We start from the raw sequence: 18,621 nt of genomic DNA, 5'->3' as shown, positions 1-18,621 counted from the left end.
ACTGAGCGGAGATGACGATTCCCGAGATGAGTTCCGCCGGCCTGGCCCGCCTGCGCGACCAGACTGACTACCTGCGCCTGCTGGCCGCCCGCGTGACCGGCGGCGCCGCCAACCAGATGCTGATGGTGGCGCTGGGCTGGCAGATGTACGACCTGACGGGCAGCGCCTGGGACCTGGGGCTGGTGGGCCTGGCGCAGTTCCTGCCCGCGCTGCTGCTGACGCTGCCAGCAGGCCACGTCGTGGACCAGCACGACCGCCGCCTGCTGCTGGCCGCCAGCCTGGGCCTGCAGCTGCTGACGGCCGCCTGCCTGGCGCTGGCCAGCGGCGGCGGCTGGGTGGGAGCCAACCTCATCCTGGGCCTGTCCATCGTGCTGGGTTGCGCCCGCGCGCTGCAGATGCCCGCACAGCAGGCGCTGATGCCGTCGCTGGTGCCGGCGGAGCTGCTGCCGCGCGCCGTCGCCACGTCCAGCTCGACGATGCAGGCCGCCATCATTGCCGGCCCGGCACTGGGCGGCGTGCTGTACGCGCTGGGGCCGTGGGCGGCCGGCCGCATCGCGCACGGCACGACGGCGGCGGCCGCGGCGCACTGGGGTGCGGCCCTCGTCTATGGCGTGTCGCTGCTGCTGCTGGTTTGCGCCGTGGTGGCGGTTCTGACCATCCGCCACCGCCCCGCGCAGGCGCGCCGCGCAGCGCCCGGCCTGGCGCAGCTGACGGCGGGCATCCGCTTCATCTGGCAGCGCCCGGTGGTGCTGGGCGCCATCTCGCTGGACCTGTTCGCCGTGCTGCTGGGCGGCGCCACGGCGCTGCTGCCCATCTTCGCGAAGGACATCCTGCACACCGGCCCCGAGGGCCTGGGCCTGCTGCGCTCGGCGCCCGCGCTGGGCGCGGTGGTTGTCGGCGTGTGGCTGTCGCGCCGGCCCATCAAGCGCCGCGCGGGCCACTGGCTGCTGGGCGCTGTGGCCGTGTTCGGCCTGGCGATGATCGCGTTCGCGCTGACGACGTCGTTCGTCGTCGCCTTCATCGTGCTGGCCGTCAGCGGCGCGGCGGACATGGTCAGCGTCGTCATCCGCCAGTCGCTGGTGCAGCTGGAAACGCCGGACGACATGCGCGGCCGCGTCGGTGCGGTGAACTCGGTCTTCATCGGCGCCAGCAACCAGCTGGGCGAGTTCGAGTCCGGCGCCACGGCCGCACTGCTGGGGCCGGTAGGCTCGGTGCTGCTGGGCGGCATCGGCGTGCTGGCGGTCGTGGCGCTGTGGTTCAGACTCTTCCCGGCGCTGGCGCAGCGCGATAGCCTGCAGCCTCGGCCCGGTTGAGCCGGACGGGTCTCCGTCCTACGCCGGGACTGCGGCGCTTGGGGCATCGTGCCGCCTGCGCCGATTCGAACGTGGGCCCACCCTCGCCTCAAGGAGAACCTGATGCTGCTCGTCTGCCCTCACTGCGGCACCCGCAACCGCGTGCCGGATGAACGTCTGGCGGAACATCCCTCCTGCGGCCACTGCGGCGGCGCCGTGGCACCCCACCGCCCGGTGGCGCTGGCCGACGCTGCGCTGAAGCCCTACCTGGACGGCACGGAGGCACCCGTGCTGGTGGACTTCTGGGCCGCCTGGTGCGGCCCCTGCCGCTCGTACGCACCCCACTTCGAACAGCTGGCCGCGGCGCGGCCCGACATCCGCTTCATCAAGGTCGACAGCGACGCCGCCCCGCAGGCCAGCCAGCGCCTGCAGATTCGCAGCATCCCGACGACGGTGCTGTTCCTGAACGGCCGCGAGGTTGCGCGGCAGAGCGGCGCGATGTCCGCCTCGCAGCTGAATGCCTGGGTGGATCATGCGCTGCGCTGAAGGTTCGCAGCAGCGCGTGCTGGTGGTCGACGACGATGTCGACTCGGCCGAATCGCTGGCGTTCTGCCTGCAGCTGGAGGGGCGCAAGGTGCGCTACGCCACGGGGGGCAGCGAAGCCATCGAGCTGGCCGAGGCCTTCGCGCCGCATGTCGCGCTGATCGACATCTTCATGCCGCAGCTGGACGGCCACGCGCTGGCGGCGGCGCTGCGCCAGCGCTTCGGCGCCGACCTCGTCATCGTCGCCGTGACCGGCGCGCTGAAGAGCGTCGCCCTCGACGGCTTCGACGCCCACCTGATGAAGCCCATCGACTTCAGGCAACTGGACGCGCTGCTGGCGCGGCCCGCCGCCTGATGCCCCCAAAGGCTACTTGCTGGACGGGAACGCGAACACCGCGTTCTCGCGCACGCCCGACGACGGCCAGCGCTGCGTGATCTGCTTGCGGCGCGTGTAGAAGCGCACCGCGTCGGGACCGTAGGCGTTCAGGTCGCCAAACAGCGAGCGCTTCCAGCCGCCGAAGGAGTGGTAGGCCACCGGCACCGGCAGCGGCACGTTGACGCCCACCATGCCGACCAGGATGTGGTCGGTGAAGTGGCGCGCCGTCTCGCCGTCGCGCGTGAAGATGCAGGTGCCGTTGCCGTACTCGTGGGCGTCGATCAGCGCCATGGCCTCGGCCAGGCTCTGCACGCGCACGAGGCCCAGCACGGGGCCGAAGATCTCCTCCTCGTAGATGCGCATGCCGGGCCGCACGCGGTCGAACAGGCAGGGGCCCAGGAAGTAGCCGCCCTCGTGACCCGCCACCGTGAGGCCGCGGCCGTCCACCACCAGCTCGGCGCCCTCCTCCACGCCCTGGGCCACGTAGCCTCGCACCTTGTCGAGGTGCGGCTTCGTGACCAGCGGGCCCATGTCGCAGCCGGCCTCGCGGCCCGCGCCGATCTTCATGCGGGCCATCTCGGCCACCAGCTTGTCGCGCAGTGCGTCGGCCGTCGCGTCGCCCACGGCCACCACCAGCGGAATGGCCATGCAGCGCTCGCCGCAGGAGCCGAAGGCCGCGCCCATCAGCGCGCTGACTGCGTTGTCCAGGTCGGCATCGGGCATGACGACCGCGTGGTTCTTCGCGCCGCCCAGCGCCTGCACGCGCTTGCCGTGCTTCGTGCCCGTCGCGTAGATGTATTCGGCGATGGGCGTGGAGCCGACGAAGCTGACAGCCTGCACGCGCGGGTCGGTCAGCAGCGTGTCCACCGCCTCCTTGTCGCCCATGACGACGTTCAGCACGCCCGGCGGCAGGCCGGCTTCCTGAGCCAGCTGCGCGATGAGCAGCGCGCTGCTGGGGTCGCGCTCCGAGGGCTTGAGCACGAAGGTGTTGCCGCAGGCCACGGCCATGGGCCACATCCACAGCGGCACCATGGCCGGGAAGTTGAACGGCGTGATGCCGGCGCAGACGCCCAGCGCCTGGAACTCCGACCAGGCGTCGATGCCGGGACCGACGTTGCGGCTGTGCTCGCCCTTCAGCAGCTCGGGCGCGTAGCTCGCGTACTCGACGTTCTCGATGCCGCGCTGCAGCTCGCCCAGGCTGTCGGCCAGCACCTTGCCGTGCTCGTCGGTGATGAGGCGGCAGATCGCGTCGGCATGTTGCTCCAGCAGCTCCTTGAGGCGACTCATGACGCGTGCGCGCTTCAACGGCGGCGTGTTGCGCCAGCCGGGGAAGGCGGCCTGCGCGGCAGCGATGGCCGACTCGACCGTCGCGCGGTCCGCCAGGCGCACCTGGGCCGCCACGCGGCCGGTGGCGGGATTGAAGACGTCGGCCGAGCGGCTGCCGCCGTCGACCTGCTGGCCGTTGATGAGATGGGTGATCACGGGAGAGTGGGCAGTTGGAGGTTCAGGCAGTGGCTTCGAAGCAGTCGCCGAGGGCCGACACCAGCGTGTCGATCTCGGCCGGCGTGCTGATGAAGGGCGGTGCGAGCTGGATGGTGTCGCCACCGTAGCGCACGTAGAAGCCCTTGGCGTACATGGCCATCGCGATGTCGAACGGCCGCTTGGCCGGCTCGCCCGGCAGCGCCGCGACGGTGATGCCCGCGGCCAGGCCGAAGTTGCGGATGTCGGCCACATGCTTCACGCCGCGCAGGCCGTGCACCGCGTTCTCGAACATCGGCGCCAGCGCGTTCACGCGCTCCAGCGCATGGTCGCGCGCCAGCAGGTCCAGCGAGGCCAGGCCGGCCGCGCAGGCCACCGGGTGGGCGGAGTAGGTGTAGCCGTGCGGGAACTCGAGCATGTAGTCCGGCCCGCCCTGGGCCATGAAGGTGTCGTGGATGGCCTGCTTGGCGACGACGACACCCAGCGGCTGCACGCCGTTGGTGATCTGCTTGGCGGCGGTCAGGATGTCCGGCGTCACGCCGAAGGCCTCGGCGCCCGTCCACGCGCCCGTGCGGCCAAAGCCGGTGATGACCTCGTCGAAGATCAGCAGGATGTCGTGCGCCGTGCAGATCTCGCGCAGCCGCTGCAGATAGCCCACCGGTGGGATGACGACACCGGCCGAACCCGAGAACGGCTCGACGATGACGGCCGCGATGTTGCTCGCGTCGTGCAGCGCGATCAGCTGCAACAGCTCGTCGGCCAGCGCCGCGCCGTGCGGGCCCTCGGCCGGCGGCATGCCCTTGAAGAAGCTGCCGCTGGGCGGCTGCGTGTGCGGCAGGTGGTCGGCCTCCACGCCCTGGCCGAAAGTCTTGCGGTTGGCCACCATGCCGCCCACCGAGATGCCGCCGAAGTTGACGCCGTGGTAGCCCTTGAGGCGGCCGATCAGCCGCGTCTTGCTGGCCTGGCCCCTGGCGCGCCAGTAGGCCCGCGCCATCTTCAGCGCCGTGTCGGCCGACTCCGAGCCCGAGCCGGTGAAGAACACGCGGTTCAGGCCGGCGGGCATCTTCTCGACGAGCCGGTTCGCCAGCTCGAACGACAGCGGGTGGCCGAACTGGAAGGCGGGCGAGTAGTCCAGCTCGCGCACCTGGCGGCTGACGGCGTCAACGATCTCCGTGCGCCCATGGCCCAGGCCCGTGCACCACAGGCCGGACAGGCCATCGAACAGGCGCCGGCCGTCCTCGGTGCGGTAGTAGGCGCCCTCGGCGCCGGTCAGCAGGCGCGGGTTGGCCTTGAACTGGCGGTTGCCGGTGAACGGCATCCAGTGGGCATCCATCCAGCCGTCGGGGCGGTGGGGTGTCGATGAAGACATGGGCGGTGGGCTCCGGGAGAAGAAGCCCGCATGCTGCCCAGCGGCTTGATTGCAGACAATGGCAACATATCAATGTTCACTTGACTTGATATGAAACCAAAGAACGCACCGCTGCCGGGTCAGATCGCCGATGTGGACCTGCGGCTGCTGCGCGTCTTCAAGACCGTCGTCGAATGCGGCGGCATGGCGGCGGCGGAGCTGGAACTCAACGTCGGCATGCCGACGATCAGCCGCCAGGTGAAGGACCTGGAGGAACGGCTGGGCCTGGTGCTGTGCCGCCGCGGCCGCGCCGGCTTTGCGCTGACGGCCGAGGGGGCCGAGCTGTACGCCGCGGCGCAGCAGTTGCTGGCGGCGACCACCGACTTCCGCACCCGGCTTGAGGAGATCCACCAACAGATCGCCGGCGACCTGCACCTGGCGCTGTTCGAGAAGACCGTCAGCAACCCCGCCTGCCACATCGACCGCGCGCTGGCGCAGTTCCACGCGGCCGCGCCGGGCGTGCAGCTGCATGTGCATGTCGGCACCATCACCGACATCGAGCAGGGTGTGCTGTCGGGCCGCTTCCAGGTGGGCGTCATCCCCGAGCACCGGCGCTCCGACAGCCTGGCCTACCGCCCGCTGTTCGGCGAGCAGATGCACCTGTACGCCGGCGCCGGGCATCCCTGGTTTGCGCCCGAGGCCCGCTGGCAGTGGGCCGACCTGCGCCGCCAGAAGCTGGCTGGCCTGGGCTACCACTCACCCAACCTGCGGCTGGCGCACCAGCACCAGTTGCAGCGGCACGCCACCGCGTCGGACCAGGAGGGCGTGGCGACGCTGGTATTGAGCGGCGGCTTCGTCGGCTTCCTGCCCGACCACTACGCGCAGCCATTCGTCGCCGCCGGCCGCATGCGCGCCGTGTCGCCCGACACGCTGGGCTACGACTGCAGCTTCGCCTGCATCTACCGCCACGACCCGCAGCCCACGAGGGCCGCGTGGGCGCTGGTGCAGGCGCTGGACGCCGCACACACGCCGGCCGCGTGACGCCGTGCGTCAGTACTCGTCGCGCTCCACGCCGACGTAGCCAGGCGCCAGGTTCTCGAACTTGGTGTGCATGCGCTGGAAGGCGAGCTTCACGGTGCCCACCGGGCCGTTACGCTGTTTCGCAATGATGATCTCCGCCACGCCCGGCTCCTTGCACTCGTCCTTGGTGTAGTACTCGTCGCGGTAGATGAACATGATGATGTCCGCGTCCTGCTCGATGGCGCCGGACTCGCGCAGGTCGGACATCATGGGCCGCTTGTCGGGCCGCTGTTCCACCGAGCGGTTCAGCTGCGACAGCGCGATGACGGGGCAGCGCAGCTCCTTGGCCAGCGCCTTCAGGCCCCGCGAGATCTCGCCCAGCACCGTCGCGCGGTTCTCTTCGCTGCCGCCGCCGTTGCCGGTCATCAGCTGCAGGTAGTCGATGACGATCAGCCCCAGCTGGCCGCTGATGCGCGCCTGCCGCCGCGCCCGGGCGCGCACCTCGCTGGGCGAGAGGCCCGGGCTCTCGTCGATGTAGATGGCGGCCTTGCCCAGCTTGTCGACGGCCTCGGACAGCCGGCTCCATTCGTCGTCCTTGAGCTGGCCGGTGCGCAGGTGGCTCTGGTCGATGCGGCCGATGGAGCCCACCATCCGCAGCGCCAGCTGCGCGGCGCCCATTTCCATGGAGTAGATGACGACCGGCAGCCCCTCGTTGATGGCCACGTTCTCGGCGATGTTCACGGCGAACGCGGTCTTGCCCATCGACGGGCGGGCCGCCAGCACGATCAGGTCGCCCGGTTGCAGGCCGGCGGTCTGCTTGTCCAGGTCATAGAAGCCGGTGCGCACGCCGGTCACGTCCTGGTGCCCGGCCTCGGCCAGCTCGTTGACACGGTCGATCAGCGCGATGACCAGCCGGTCCATGCTCTGGAAGCCCTGTTGGCTGCGCGAGCCTTCCTCGCCGATCTTGAAGATCTTGCCCTCGGCCTCGTCCAGGATCTGGTTGACAGCCTTGCCCTGCGGGTTCATCGCCGCGGTGGCGATCTCGTCGGACGTGGCCACCAGCTTGCGCAGGATGGCGCGCTCGCGAACGATCTCGGCGTAGCGGCGCAGGTTGGCGGCGCTGGGCACGCTCTGCGCCAAGGCGTTCAGGTAGGCCAGGCCACCGCATTCCTCGGCGCGGCCCAGCGAGGTCAGCTCGTCGAAGACAGTCACCACGTCGGCCGGCTTGCCCGCGTTGACGAGCTTGCCGATGGCCGCGAACACCTGCTTGTGCTCGAAGCGGTAGAAGTCGCTCTCGGTCAGCAGGTCGGCCGCCTTGTCCCAGGCCGAGTTGTCGATCAGCAGGCCGCCGAGCACGCTCTGCTCGGCCTCCACCGAGTGCGGCGGCACGCGCAGGCGTGCGACTTCGTCGTCATGCGGTGCGGTGGACGGGGATGCGGGAAAGATCGCGGACATGCCTGTGGATAAAGCTGTGAACGGCCTGGGAGCAAACGGTGGACCGGGCGGGAAAACCCGGTCCTGAAAGACAGAAGGCCGAAACCCTCAAGGGTATCGGCCTTCGTTCGATGTTGCGGCGACAAGCTGTCACCGCGCATCAGGGGAAGCGTTTATTCCGCTTCGGCAACCACGTGAACGGTGATCTCGACGAGCACGTCCGTGTGAGCCGCGATGCTGACCGGGAACTCGCCCACGGTCTTCAGCGGGCCGTTCGGCAGGCGCACCTGAGCCTTGGCGACGGCGGTGCCGGCCTTGGTCAGCGCGTCAGCGACGTCGGCGTTGGTCACCGAGCCGAACAGGCGGCCGTCCACGCCGGCCTTCTGGGCGATGCGGACGGTCTTGCCGGCGATGGCTTCACCCAGCTTCTGGGCTTCGGCCAGCTTGGCGGCGGCGATCTTTTCCAGTTCGGCGCGCTTGGCTTCGAATTCCTTGATCGCGGCTTCGGTCGCGCGACGAGCGGCCTTGGTCGGGATCAGGAAGTTGCGGGCGTAGCCGTCCTTGACCTTGACGACATCGCCGAGGTTGCCGAGGTTGGCGACTTTTTCGAGCAGGATCACTTGCATGTCGTCAGCTCCTTAGACCTTGTGCTGGTCGCTGTACGGCAGCAGGGCCAGGAAGCGCGCACGCTTGATGGACACCGTCAGCTGACGCTGGAAGAAGGCGCGCGTGCCGGTCAGGCGAGCGGGCGTGATCTTGCCGTTCTCGGCGATGAAGTCGCGCAGCGTGTCGATGTCCTTGTAGTCGATCTTCTCGACGCCAGCGACGGTGAAACGGCAGAAACGCTTGCGGCGGAACAGCAGCGACTGTTGGTTGCGCTTGGGCTTCTTGTCCTTGGAGAAGCGACCTTTGCCACGAAGAGGGGGCATGTTGGACCTCTGTTAAATCTATCCGGATCAATCAATGTCCGGGTTCTGCGAAACAGCGGGTTCGATCACGGTGACGTGGGCGACAAAGCCCCGGCCGTTGCGCTGATGGGTCAGGAAGCCGCGAAAAATCGCGTGGCCACCGACTCCCAGCGCCTGCAACTGCTTGGCCACCTCGCCCACCGCGACCGCTTTGATCTCCAGCGAGACCTTGCGCGGCTTGCCGGCTTCGATGACTTCGGATTCGGCCTTGAGGGCGGCATCCAGGGCCATCAGCCCGGCGGGGGTGTAGCGAACTTGTCCGAGTTGCTGGATCTGCGCCTGCAGGTGAAGCTGGTTCACTCAGTCGGCGCGCTGTTCGAAAAACCTGGTTCTTCAGCGATGAGCGTCAGCTCAGGCCGCTTCTTGCTGAGGCGCCTTGCGGGCTTCTTCGCGCTCGACGGCCTTCATCATGACCGAGGGGGTCGTGATGGCTTTGTCCTGCACCACGGTCAGGTGGCGCAGCACGGCGTCGTTGAAGCGGAAGCCGGTCTCGAGCTCAACGAGGACTTCCTTGCTGGCTTCGATGTTCAGGCACAGGTAGTGGGCCTTGGCGAGCTTCTGGATCTGGTAGGCCAGCTGACGACGGCCCCAGTCCTCGACCCGGTGCACGACACCGCCACCGGCGGTGATCAGGCCCTTGTAGCGCTCCAGCATGGCCGGAACCTGTTCGCTTTGATCCGGATGGATCAGCAGAACGATTTCGTAGTGACGCATGTGTACTCCTTGTGGATTCCAGCCTCGAACGGGTTGCCTCGGCTGTGGAAGCCGCACCACGGCGTCGACACGCGGTGCGGCAAGGGGGAACCCAAGATTCTAGCCCGCAACGGCGAAAATCCAAAATCAGGGCGACGATCAGCGCGTCGGCGGGCTGCGCAACAGCGCGACGATCTCGCGTTCCCGCACGCCCGGTGCGGCGGTCAGCAGGCTCACGAGCACCAGCACCAGCGCGCCCGCCGGCACGCCGAACAGCCCGGCCGACGCCGGCTGGATGCCCCACAGCAGTTGCGGCGGTCCGGGCAAGCCCACCAGCGCGCGCAGGCCGGGGTGGGCCATGCCCAGGTAGACCAGGCAGACGGCCAGCCCCGCCAGCATGCCGGCCAGCGCACCGGCCCGGTTGGCGCGGCGCCAGAACACGCCGGCCACCAGCGCCGGGAAGAAGGTGGAGCCTGCAATGGAGAACGCCGCCGTGACGACGGCCAGGATGTCTGCCGGCCGGCTGGACGCCACCGCCGCCGCCGCCAGCGCCGCCGCCAGCAGCAGCGCCTTGCTCAGCGTGACGCGGCGCGTGCGCGAGGCCTCGGGGTTGATGGCCTTGTAATACAGGTCGTGCGACAGCGCGCTGGAGATGGCCAGCAGCAGCCCGTCGGCCGTGGACAGCGCCGCCGCCAGCCCGCCGGCGGCCACCATGCCCGAGATGACGTAAGGCAGCCCGCCCAGCTCGGGCATGACGAGCATGACGAGGTCCGGGTGCAGCCGCAGCTCGCCCAGCTGCAGCCGACCATCGCCGTTCAGGTCCACGGCCGACAGCAGCGCCGGGTCGACGCGCTGCCACTGGCGTATCCAAGCCGGCAGCTGGTCGAACGCCGTGCCCACGAGGCCGTTGAAGACCTCGGTCTTGACCATGACGGCCAGCGCCGGCGCCGTCAGGTACAGCAGGCAGATGAAGACCAGTGACCAAGCCACCGACTCGCGCGCCGTCGCCACCGAGCTTGTCGTGTAGTAGCGCGTCAGCAGGTGCGGCAGGCCCGCCGTACCCACCATCAGGCAGAACACCAGCGCGATGAAGTTGCGGCGCGACTCGCTGCCCTTGCCGGCGTCCACCGGCTCGCCCGCGGCGTCACCCGCGGCTTCCGGGAAGGGCTGGGAATGCGGCACCAGGCCGGACAGCGGCCGCGAACGCTGCGCCTCGCTGGCCTGCTCGCGCCGCCACCGCTCCTCGGCCTCGGCCGGCGTGCGCGGCAGCGCCGCGCGCTGCTTCTCGGCGGCCTGGATCAATGCCAGCGGCGCATCCGCCTTCTTCAGCTCGGCGACGCGCGCCGCCGCCCGGGCCTGCTCGTCGGCCAGCGCGCGAGGCACATCTGCGAGCCGCGCCGCGGCCGCGTCGGCGCGCTGCTGGTGAATGGCGCGCACCTGCAGCTCGGCCGGGTCACGGATCAGCTCGCGCTCACGCTCGGCCAGCTGGTGCAGTTGCTGGCCGTAGACCAACTGCGGCAGCGGCCAGCCGGTCTGCTTGACGCTGAGCCAGATGACCGGCACGAGATAGGCCAGGATCATCAGCAGGTACTGCGCCACCTGCGTCCATGTCACGGCACGCATGCCACCGAGGAAGGAGCACACCAGCACGCCGCCCAAGCCGACGAACACGCCCACCTCGAAGGCCAGCCCCGTGAGCCGCGTCGTGATGAGGCCCACGCCGTAGATCTGCGCGACGAGGTAGACGAAGGACACCAGGATGGCTGCGCATGCGCCCACCAGCCGCAGCGCGCGGCTCTGGAAACGCTCGGCCAGGAAATCGCCGATCGTGAATTGGCCGAACTGCCGCAGGTAAGGTGCGATGCACAACGCCACCAGCACGAAGCCGCCGGTCCAGCCCAGCACATAGGCCAGGCCCGCATAGCCGCTGGCATACAGCGTGCCGACCAGGCCGATGAAGGTGGCCGCGCTCATCCAGTCCGCACCGGCGGCCATGCCGTTGTAGAGCGGCGGCACGCGCCGGCCGGCGACGAAGTACTCGGCCGGGTCGGTGGTGCGGCACAGGATGCCGATGATGGCGTAGACCGCCACCGTTGCGCCCAGGAAGGTGTAGCCGATCCAGGCCTTGGGCATGCCACGCTGCTCGGCCAGACCCAGCATGACAACCAGCGCGATGAAGCTCAGCGCGAACAGCGCGTAGCGGCGGTGGAGGCGACGGGCAGGGCCTGAAAACATGGCCGCGATGATGGCAACAAAAAGCCCGGGCTCCCCTTACGGAGAACCCGGGCCCTGGATCGTCAGCGGCGAAGCTTTACTTGGCGGCTAGGCGCTGCCAGGTGTCGATGACCGTGTCGGGGTTCAGCGAGATGGAGACGATGCCCTCCTCGGCCAGCCATTCGGCGAAGTCGGGGTGGTCGCTGGGGCCCTGACCGCAGATGCCGATGTACTTGCCGGTCGCCCGGCAGGCGCGGATGGCGCGCGAGATCATGGCCTTGACGGCCGGATCGCGCTCGTCGAAGTCACCGGCCAGCTGCTCCAGGCCGGAGTCGCGGTCCAGGCCCAGTGTGAGCTGCGTCAGATCGTTGGAGCCGATGGACATGCCGTCGAAGTGCTCCAGGAACTGCTCGGCCAGGATGGCGTTGCTGGGCACCTCGCACATCATGATGACGCGCAGGCCGTCCACGCCGCGCTTCAGACCCTTCTCGGCCAGCATGTCGACAACCTTGGCCGCCTGCTTCACGGTGCGCACGAAGGGCACCATGATCTCGACGTTGGTCAGGCCCATCTCCTTGCGCACGCGCTTCAGCGCCTCGCACTCCATCGCGAAGGCGTCCTGGAACTCGCCGCTGATGTAGCGCGACGCGCCACGGAAGCCCAGCATCGGGTTCTCTTCGTCCGGTTCGTAGCGGGTGCCGCCGATGAGCTTGCGGTACTCGTTGGACTTGAAGTCGGACAGGCGCACGATGACCGGACGCGGGAAGAACGCCGCCGCGATGGTGGCAATGCCTTCGGCCAGCTTGTCCACGTAGAAGGCACGCGGCGACGCGTGGCCGCGGGCCACCGACTCGACGGCCTTCTTCAGGTCGGCATCGATGTTCGGATAGTCCAGGATGGCCTTGGGGTGGACGCCGATGTTGTTGTTGATGATGAATTCCAGCCGGGCCAGGCCCACGCCGCCGGACGGCATCTGCGCGAAGTTGAAAGCCAGCTGCGGGTTGCCGACGTTCATCATGATCTTGATCGGGCAGTACGGCAGCTCGCCGCGGTGCACCTCGCTGACCTCGGTCTCCAGCAGGCCGTCGTAGATGTAGCCGGTGTCGCCCTCGGAGCAGGCCACCGTCACCAGCTGGCCGTCCTTGAGCTTGTCCGTCGCATCGCCGCAGCCGACGACGGCCGGGATGCCGAGTTCACGCGCAATGATGGCCGCGTGGCAGGTGCGGCCGCCGCGGTTGGTCACGATGGCGCTGGCACGCTTCATGACCGGCTCCCAGTTCGGGTCGGTCATGTCGGTGACGAGCACGTCGCCCGGCTGCACGCGCTCCATCTCGGCGACGCTGTCGACCAGGCGCACGGGGCCGGTACCGATCTTCTGGCCGATGGCGCGGCCCTCGGCCAGCACGGCGCTGTGGGCCTTGAGCTTGTAGTGGTGCTCGACCTGGCCGGCGGCCTGGCTCTTCACGGTCTCAGGGCGGGCCTGCAGGATGTAGAGCTTGCCGTCGACGCCGTCACGGCCCCACTCGATGTCCATCGCGCGGCCGTAGTGCTTCTCGATGATCAGCGCGTACTGGGCCAGCTCGGTCACCTCGGCGTCGTTCAGCGAGTAGCGGTTGCGCGCCTCGACGGCGGTGTCCACCGTCTTGACCAGCTTGCCGGCGGCCGCCTTCTCCTCGGGCGACGCGAACTCCATGCGGATCAGCTTGGAGCCCAGGTTGCGGCGGATGATGGCCAGCTTGCCGTTCTTGAGCGCGGGCTTGTGCACGTAGAACTCGTCCGGGTTCACGGCGCCCTGCACCACCGTCTCGCCCAGGCCATAGCTGGAGGTGATGAAGACGACGTCCTGGAAGCCGCTCTCGGTGTCGATGGTGAACATGACGCCGGCGGAGCCCAGGTCGGAGCGCACCATGCGCTGCACGCCGGCCGACAGCGCCACGTCGCCATGGGCAAAGCCCTTGTGCACGCGATAGCTGATGGCGCGGTCGTTGTAGAGCGAGGCGAACACCTCGCGCATCTTGTGCAGCACCTCGTCGATGCCGTGCACGTTCAGGAAGGTCTCCTGCTGGCCGGCGAAGGACGCGTCGGGCAGGTCTTCGGCCGTGGCGGACGAGCGCACGGCGAAGGTGGCGTCCGGGTTGTCAGCCGTCAGCTGGGCATAGGCCGAGCGCACGCCGGCTTCCAGGTCGGCCGGGAAGGGCTGGTTCTCGATCCAGCCGCGGATCTCGGCGCCGGCCTCGGCCAGCGCGCGGACGTCATCGGTGTTGAGCGTGGCAAGCCGCGCCGCGATGCGCGCATCCAGGCCCTCGTGCTTGAGGAACTGCCGGAAGGCGTGCGCCGTGGTGGCGAACCCTCCGGGGACGCGCACGCCGCTGGCGGCGAGCTGCGAGATCATTTCGCCGAGGCTGGCGTTCTTGCCGCCAACTGCCTCGACGTCGGTCATCCTCAGGTTCTCAAACGGTACGACCAGGGCGGTCGCCTCGAACAGGGTGGACATGAAAAAACTCCGGGAGGTTGAAAAACCGGTGTCATCGCGTCGTCCGGGCCCGGTGCCGAGCAGACGTGCTCAAGGCAGGCGCGGCTCCACCCATTTCTGGATTCTTGTAGGAGGGTGGCGGCGCGCATGGGGCTGATCGCGAGGAATTGCGGCGGATTCTAGGCGGTTCGTACCTGGGCGTAACCCGCCCGGATCGTGCGAAAGGTCCGCCGTTGGGAAATGCCCCCCTCGCCCCGGGGGCCCTGGCTATCATGGCCGCGACCACGACTCTGCCTGCACTGACATGACCGCCAGAACCGTCTACTTCGTCTCTGACGGCACCGGGATCACCGCCGAAACCTTCGGCAACTCCATCCTCGCGCAGTTCTCCATCAAGCCGCGCCACGTGCGCCGGCCGTTCATCGACACGGCGGAAAAGGCCCAGGCCGTCGTCGCGGAGATCAACGAGCTGGCCATGCGCGAGGGCGAGCGGCCCATCGTGTTCGCGACGCTGGTGGACCGCGACGTGCTGAAGATCGTGCGCGAGCACTGCCAGGGCCGCGTGATGGACATGTTCGGCACCTTCATCGAGCCGCTGGAGGAAGAGTTCGGCATCAAGAGCAACCACCGCGTGGGCCGCTTCTCCGACGTGGCGCAGAGCCAGGAGTACCACGACCGCATCGAGGCCATCAACTTCTCGCTGGCGCACGACGACGGCCAGTCGGCCAAGAACCTGGACGTGGCCGACGTCATCCTCGTCGGCGTGTCGCGCTCGGGCAAGACGCCGACGTCGCTGTACCTCGCGATGCAGCACGGCATCAAGGCCGCCAACTACCCGCTGATCCCCGAGGACTTCGAGCGCCGCAAGCTGCCGCCGTCGCTGGTGCCACACCGCCGCAAGTGCTTCGGGCTGACCATCGACCCCGAGCGCCTGTCCAGCATCCGCAACGAGCGCCGCCCCGGCAGCAAGTACGCCGACCCGCTGAACTGCCGCTACGAGGTCAACGAGGCCGAGGCGATGATGAAGCGCGAGGGCATCTCATGGCTGTCGTCCACGCACAAGAGCATCGAGGAGATCGCGACGACCATCCTGCGCGACATCCGTCCGGATCGCCTGATCTACTGATCGATGCCCGCCTCGGCGCTCGCCCTCGTCCTCACAGCCGCCCTCCTCCACGCGCTCTGGAACCTGGCCGCCAAGAAGTGGGGCGGCGGACCGCATTTCGTCATGAGCTGCGCCATCGGCGTCGTGCTGGTGTGGCTGCCGGCCGCCGCATGGCTGGGTGTGGACGAGGTGCCGCGCTGGACGCCGATGATTTGGGGGCTGGTGGCCGCCAGCGCCGTCGTGCACCTGCTGTACTTCAACTGCCTGGTGGCGGGCTACCGGGCCAGCGACCTGACGGTGGTCTACCCGGTCGCGCGCGGTAGCGGGCCGCTGCTGTCGGCGGTCGCCGCCGTCCTGCTGCTGGGCGAACACCTGGGCGTGCACGGCGCGCTGGGCCTGGCCGGCGTCGTGGGCGGCATCCTGCTCATCACGATGGGGCCGCGGCTCATCGGCCGCGGGCTGTCGCATGACGCACAGGCCGACCGCCGCCGCCGGCACGGCATCTGGTGGGGGGCGGCCACCGGCGCGCTGATCGCCGGCTACACGGTCATCGACGGCTACTCGGTCAAGGTGCTGGCGGTGTCGCCGCTGCTGCTGGACTGGGTGGGCAACCTGCTGCGCATGGTCATGCAGCTGCCGGTGTCGCTGCGCCGGCGGCACACGTTCTGGCCGGAGGTGAAGCAGTCGTGGCGCGGCATCCTGGCCGTGTCGGTGCTGGGGCCGGCGGCCTATGTGCTGGTGCTGCTGGCCGTGAAGGAGGCGCCGCTGTCGCGCGTGGCGCCGGCGCGCGAGGTGTCCATGCTGATCGCGGCGCTGCTGGGCGGGCAGCTGCTGGGCGAGGCGGAGCGCGGCTGGCGGCTGGCAGGGGCGGCGCTGATCGGCGCCGGCGTCGTCGCGCTAGCGATATAGCAGGTCGCCGTACAGGTCCACGTAGCGGGCCGCCGCGATGTCCCAGCCGAAGCGCTGGCGCATCGCGGCCTCGCGCACGCGGGCCCAGTCCTCGGGCCGGCGCCACAGCGCAAAGGCGCGGCGCAGCGCACGGCGGCAGGCGTCGGCCGTGAAGGCGTCAAAGACGAAGCCGGTGGCGGTGCCGGCGGCGAGGTCTTCCAGCGTCGTGTCCACCACCGTATCGGCCAGGCCGCCGACGCGGTGCACCAGCGGCAGCGCGCCGTAGCTGAGGCCGTACAGCTGCGTCAGGCCGCAGGGCTCGAAGCGGCTGGGTACCAGCACGACGTCGCTGCCGGCGAGGATGCGGTGGGCCAGGCCCTCGTCCATGCCGACACGCCGGGCCACCTGGGCGGGATGCCGTGCGGCGGCCGCGGCGAACTCGGCCTCCAGGCGCGCGTCACCCGCGCCGAGCACGACCAGCTGGCCGCCGCCGGCCAGCAGCTCGTCCAGCGCCTCCAGCACCAGCGGCAGGCCCTTCTGCTCGGTCAGGCGGCTGACGATGCCGAACAGCGGCGCCTCGGGCGTGACGGCAAGGCCGCATTCACGCTGCAGCGCGGTCTTGCAGGCGGCCTTGGCCGAAGCGTCGTCGGCGCTGTAGCGCGCGGCGATGGCGGCGTCGTCGACGGGCGACCAGACGCGGTAGTCGACGCCGTTCAGGATCCCGTGCAGCGCGTCGGCGCGGTGGCGCAGCAGGCCGTCCAGGCCGCAGCCCTGCTCGGGCGTCTGGATCTCGCGGGCGTAGGTCGGGCTGACGGTGGTGATCGCGTCGGCGAAATGCAGGCCGGCCTTCATGAAGCTCACCTGGCCGTAGAACTCCACGCCCTCCATGGCGTAGTGCGACGCCGGCAGGCCCAGCTCGCCGAAATGGCCGGCCGGGAACAGCCCCTGGTAGGCCAGGTTGTGCACGGTGAAGACGGCTTTGGCCTCGCTGCGGCGGCGCGCGCGGCTGGCGGCAACGTGGGCGCAGGCCAGGCCCGCATGCCAGTCGTGCGCGTGGACGATGTCGGGCCGCCAGCTGGCGTCCAGCCCCTCCGCCAGCCGCGCCGCGGCCAGCCCCAGCAGCGCGAAGCGGCGGTGGTTGTCGGCATAGGCCACGCCGCCGTCGTCGGCGTAGGGATTGCCGGGGCGGTCGAACAGGCCCGGCGCGTCCAGCACGTAGACGAGCTGCTCGAAGCCCGGCAGCCGGCCGCGCAGCAGCGCCGCCCGGCCCTCGCTCCACGGCAGCGCGACGGGCGCGACGGCGCATTCCTGCGTCAGCGCGTCGTGGATGGCCGGGAAGCCGGGCACCAGCAGCCGCGGCTCGGCACCGGCCGCGGCCAGCGCGGCGGGCAGCGCGCCGGCCACGTCGGCCAGGCCGCCGGTCTTCAGCAGCGGGAACAGCTCCGCGCTGACTTGGAGCACGCGCATGTCAGAGCTGCTTCAGCATTTGCTTGGTGATCAGCACGACACCGTTCTCGGTTCGCTCGAAGCGGGCCGCGTCCAGCTTCGCGTCTTCGCCGACGACGAGCCCATCGGGGATCTCGCAGCCGCGGTCGACGATGACCTTGGTGAGCCGGCAGTTGCGCCCCACGCTGACGCCGGGCAGCAGCACGCTCTGGTGGATGTTGCAGAACGAGCGGATGCGCACGTTGCTGAACAGCACCGACTGCACGACGTGCGAGCCCGACACGATGCAGCCGCCGCTGACGATGGTGTTGACCGTCATGCCGTGCATGCCGTTGTGGTCGGGGATGAACTTGGCCGGCGGCAGCTGGCGCTGGTAGGTCCAGATGGGCCAGTCGGTGTCGTAGATGTCCAGCTCGGGGCTGATGGAGGCCAGGTCGAGGTTGGCAGCCCAGAAGGCGTCGAGCGTGCCGACGTCGCGCCAGTAGGGCGTGGCGCCGTTGGGATTCATGATGCAGCTCATGCCGAACGGGTGGGCCACGGCGCGGCCCTCGCCGACGACCTTGGGGATGACGTCCTTGCCGAAGTCGTGGCTGGAGCTGCTGTCGGCCAGGTCCTCGGCCAGCAGGCGGTAGAGGTAGTCGGCGTTGAAGATGTAGATGCCCATGCTGGCCAGGCAGGCGTCGCTGCGGCCGGGCATGGTGGGCGGGTCGGCAGGCTTCTCCTGGAAAGCGGTGATGCGGCGCTCGCCGTCCACGGCCATCACGCCGAAGGCCGTGGCCTCGGCCTTGGGCACCTCGATGCAGCCCACCGTGCAGCCCGCGCCGGTGGCCACGTGGTCCACCAGCATGGACGAGTAGTCCATCTTGTAGATGTGGTCGCCCGCCAGCACGACGATGTAGTCGGCCTCGGTGCTCTGGATGATGTCCAGGTTCTGGTAGACCGCGTCGGCCGTGCCGCGGTACCAACTCTCCTCGTCCACGCGCTGCTGCGCCGGCATCAGGTCCACCGTCTCGTTCAGCTCGGCGCGCAGGAAGCTCCAGCCGCGCTGGATGTGGCGCAGCAGCGAGTGGCTCTTGTACTGCGTGACAACGCCGATGCGGCGGATGCCGCTGTTCACGCAGTTGCTCAGCGCGAAGTCGATGATGCGGAACTTGCCGCCGAAGTAGACCGCCGGCTTGGCGCGCGAGTCGGTGAGCTGCTTGAGGCGGGAGCCACGACCGCCGGCCAGCACGAGGGCGATGGCGCGGCGGGCGAGCTGGTGGGGCGATGCGACGGGGGCCATGAACCGATCTCCACGAGACTGCAAACGCTTGCAGTTTGCGCCCGCCAGTGTGCCGCCTCG

Annotated in this window: 17 protein-coding genes; 6 read left to right on the top strand and 11 right to left on the bottom strand. The window is 69.5% G+C overall.

Translation table 11 applies throughout. The annotated features are described in order from the left end of the window. The first annotated feature begins 11 nt into the window (after positions 1–11). From ACG04Q_RS14735 to ACG04Q_RS14725, 3 genes are all read left to right on the top strand, one after another. Positions 12–1,313: an MFS transporter gene (locus ACG04Q_RS14735; protein ID WP_394511683.1), complete on the top strand. Its 1,302-nt coding sequence runs from the start codon at positions 12–14 to the stop codon at positions 1,311–1,313. 102 nt (positions 1,314–1,415) lie between these two features. Next, positions 1,416–1,838: a thioredoxin TrxC gene (gene trxC, locus ACG04Q_RS14730; protein ID WP_394511682.1), complete on the top strand. Its 423-nt coding sequence runs from the start codon at positions 1,416–1,418 to the stop codon at positions 1,836–1,838. Continuing rightward, the gene (locus ACG04Q_RS14725; protein ID WP_394511681.1) at positions 1,825–2,190 is read left to right on the top strand and encodes a response regulator; all 366 of its coding nucleotides are present in this window, start codon (positions 1,825–1,827) and stop codon (positions 2,188–2,190) included. Before trxC ends, ACG04Q_RS14725 begins: the two co-directional genes overlap by 14 nt. A 12-nt stretch (positions 2,191–2,202) precedes the next feature. On the opposite strand, the gene ACG04Q_RS14720 is transcribed toward ACG04Q_RS14725, so the two are convergent. Beyond that, on the bottom strand, positions 2,203–3,693 hold the full coding sequence (locus ACG04Q_RS14720) for a CoA-acylating methylmalonate-semialdehyde dehydrogenase (RefSeq protein WP_394511680.1): 1,491 nt from the start codon (positions 3,691–3,693) through the stop codon (positions 2,203–2,205). A gap of 22 nt (positions 3,694–3,715) precedes the next feature. Further along, on the bottom strand, positions 3,716–5,059 hold the full coding sequence (gene aptA, locus ACG04Q_RS14715) for an omega-aminotransferase AptA (RefSeq protein ID WP_394511679.1): 1,344 nt from the start codon (positions 5,057–5,059) through the stop codon (positions 3,716–3,718). Between the two features lie 90 nt (positions 5,060–5,149). Between aptA and ACG04Q_RS14710 the strand changes: the two genes are divergently transcribed. Further along, positions 5,150–6,079: a LysR family transcriptional regulator gene (locus tag ACG04Q_RS14710; protein WP_394511678.1), complete on the top strand. Its 930-nt coding sequence runs from the start codon at positions 5,150–5,152 to the stop codon at positions 6,077–6,079. Between the two features lie 9 nt (positions 6,080–6,088). Here the strand turns inward: ACG04Q_RS14710 and dnaB are convergent, their stop codons facing one another. The 7 genes from dnaB to ppsA form a co-directional block, all read right to left on the bottom strand. After that, positions 6,089–7,513: a replicative DNA helicase gene (gene dnaB, locus ACG04Q_RS14705; RefSeq protein ID WP_394511677.1), complete on the bottom strand. Its 1,425-nt coding sequence runs from the start codon at positions 7,511–7,513 to the stop codon at positions 6,089–6,091. A gap of 152 nt (positions 7,514–7,665) precedes the next feature. Further along, on the bottom strand, positions 7,666–8,118 hold the full coding sequence (gene rplI / locus ACG04Q_RS14700) for a 50S ribosomal protein L9 (protein ID WP_394511676.1): 453 nt from the start codon (positions 8,116–8,118) through the stop codon (positions 7,666–7,668). Positions 8,119–8,130: 12 nt separating this feature from the next. Next, a complete protein-coding gene (gene rpsR / locus ACG04Q_RS14695) occupies positions 8,131–8,421 on the bottom strand; it encodes a 30S ribosomal protein S18 (RefSeq protein WP_310324763.1) in 291 nt (96 codons plus the stop codon). 27 nt (positions 8,422–8,448) lie between these two features. Beyond that, the gene (gene priB, locus ACG04Q_RS14690) at positions 8,449–8,760 is read right to left on the bottom strand and encodes a primosomal replication protein N (RefSeq protein ID WP_394511675.1); all 312 of its coding nucleotides are present in this window, start codon (positions 8,758–8,760) and stop codon (positions 8,449–8,451) included. A 51-nt stretch (positions 8,761–8,811) separates the two neighbouring features. After that, positions 8,812–9,174, bottom strand: coding sequence for a 30S ribosomal protein S6 (rpsF, locus tag ACG04Q_RS14685; RefSeq protein WP_268168250.1), 363 nt, complete (start codon positions 9,172–9,174; stop codon positions 8,812–8,814). Positions 9,175–9,312: 138 nt separating this feature from the next. Beyond that, positions 9,313–11,388: a sodium:solute symporter family protein gene (locus ACG04Q_RS14680; RefSeq protein ID WP_394511674.1), complete on the bottom strand. Its 2,076-nt coding sequence runs from the start codon at positions 11,386–11,388 to the stop codon at positions 9,313–9,315. Between the two features lie 76 nt (positions 11,389–11,464). Continuing rightward, positions 11,465–13,861 carry a phosphoenolpyruvate synthase gene (gene ppsA / locus ACG04Q_RS14675; RefSeq protein WP_394511673.1) on the bottom strand — a complete coding sequence of 799 codons (2,397 nt, stop codon included), beginning with the start codon at positions 13,859–13,861 and terminating at the stop codon, positions 11,465–11,467. A 283-nt stretch (positions 13,862–14,144) separates the two neighbouring features. Between ppsA and ppsR the strand changes: the two genes are divergently transcribed. Next, entirely contained in the window at positions 14,145–14,966 is an 822-nt protein-coding gene (gene ppsR, locus ACG04Q_RS14670; protein ID WP_394511672.1) for a posphoenolpyruvate synthetase regulatory kinase/phosphorylase PpsR, read from the top strand. A 3-nt stretch (positions 14,967–14,969) separates the two neighbouring features. Continuing rightward, entirely contained in the window at positions 14,970–15,854 is an 885-nt protein-coding gene (locus tag ACG04Q_RS14665; RefSeq protein ID WP_394511671.1) for an EamA family transporter, read from the top strand. On the opposite strand, the gene glgA is transcribed toward ACG04Q_RS14665, so the two are convergent. Together glgA and glgC are read right to left on the bottom strand one after the other, a co-directional pair. Beyond that, positions 15,843–17,300, bottom strand: coding sequence for a glycogen synthase GlgA (glgA, locus tag ACG04Q_RS14660; RefSeq protein WP_394511670.1), 1,458 nt, complete (start codon positions 17,298–17,300; stop codon positions 15,843–15,845). The genes ACG04Q_RS14665 and glgA overlap by 12 nt on opposite strands. Before the next feature lies 1 nt (position 17,301). Further along, complete coding sequence (gene glgC / locus ACG04Q_RS14655) at positions 17,302–18,561, bottom strand: glucose-1-phosphate adenylyltransferase (protein ID WP_394511669.1); 1,260 nt, start codon at positions 18,559–18,561, stop codon at positions 17,302–17,304. Positions 18,562–18,621 lie beyond the last annotated feature (60 nt).

This window comes from Pelomonas lactea (assembly GCF_043555885.1).
GTDB lineage: Bacteria > Pseudomonadota > Gammaproteobacteria > Burkholderiales > Burkholderiaceae_C > Pelomonas > Pelomonas lactea.
Note: the sequence above shows the minus strand (reverse complement) of the source record. Positions and strands in the feature narration are given on the sequence as shown.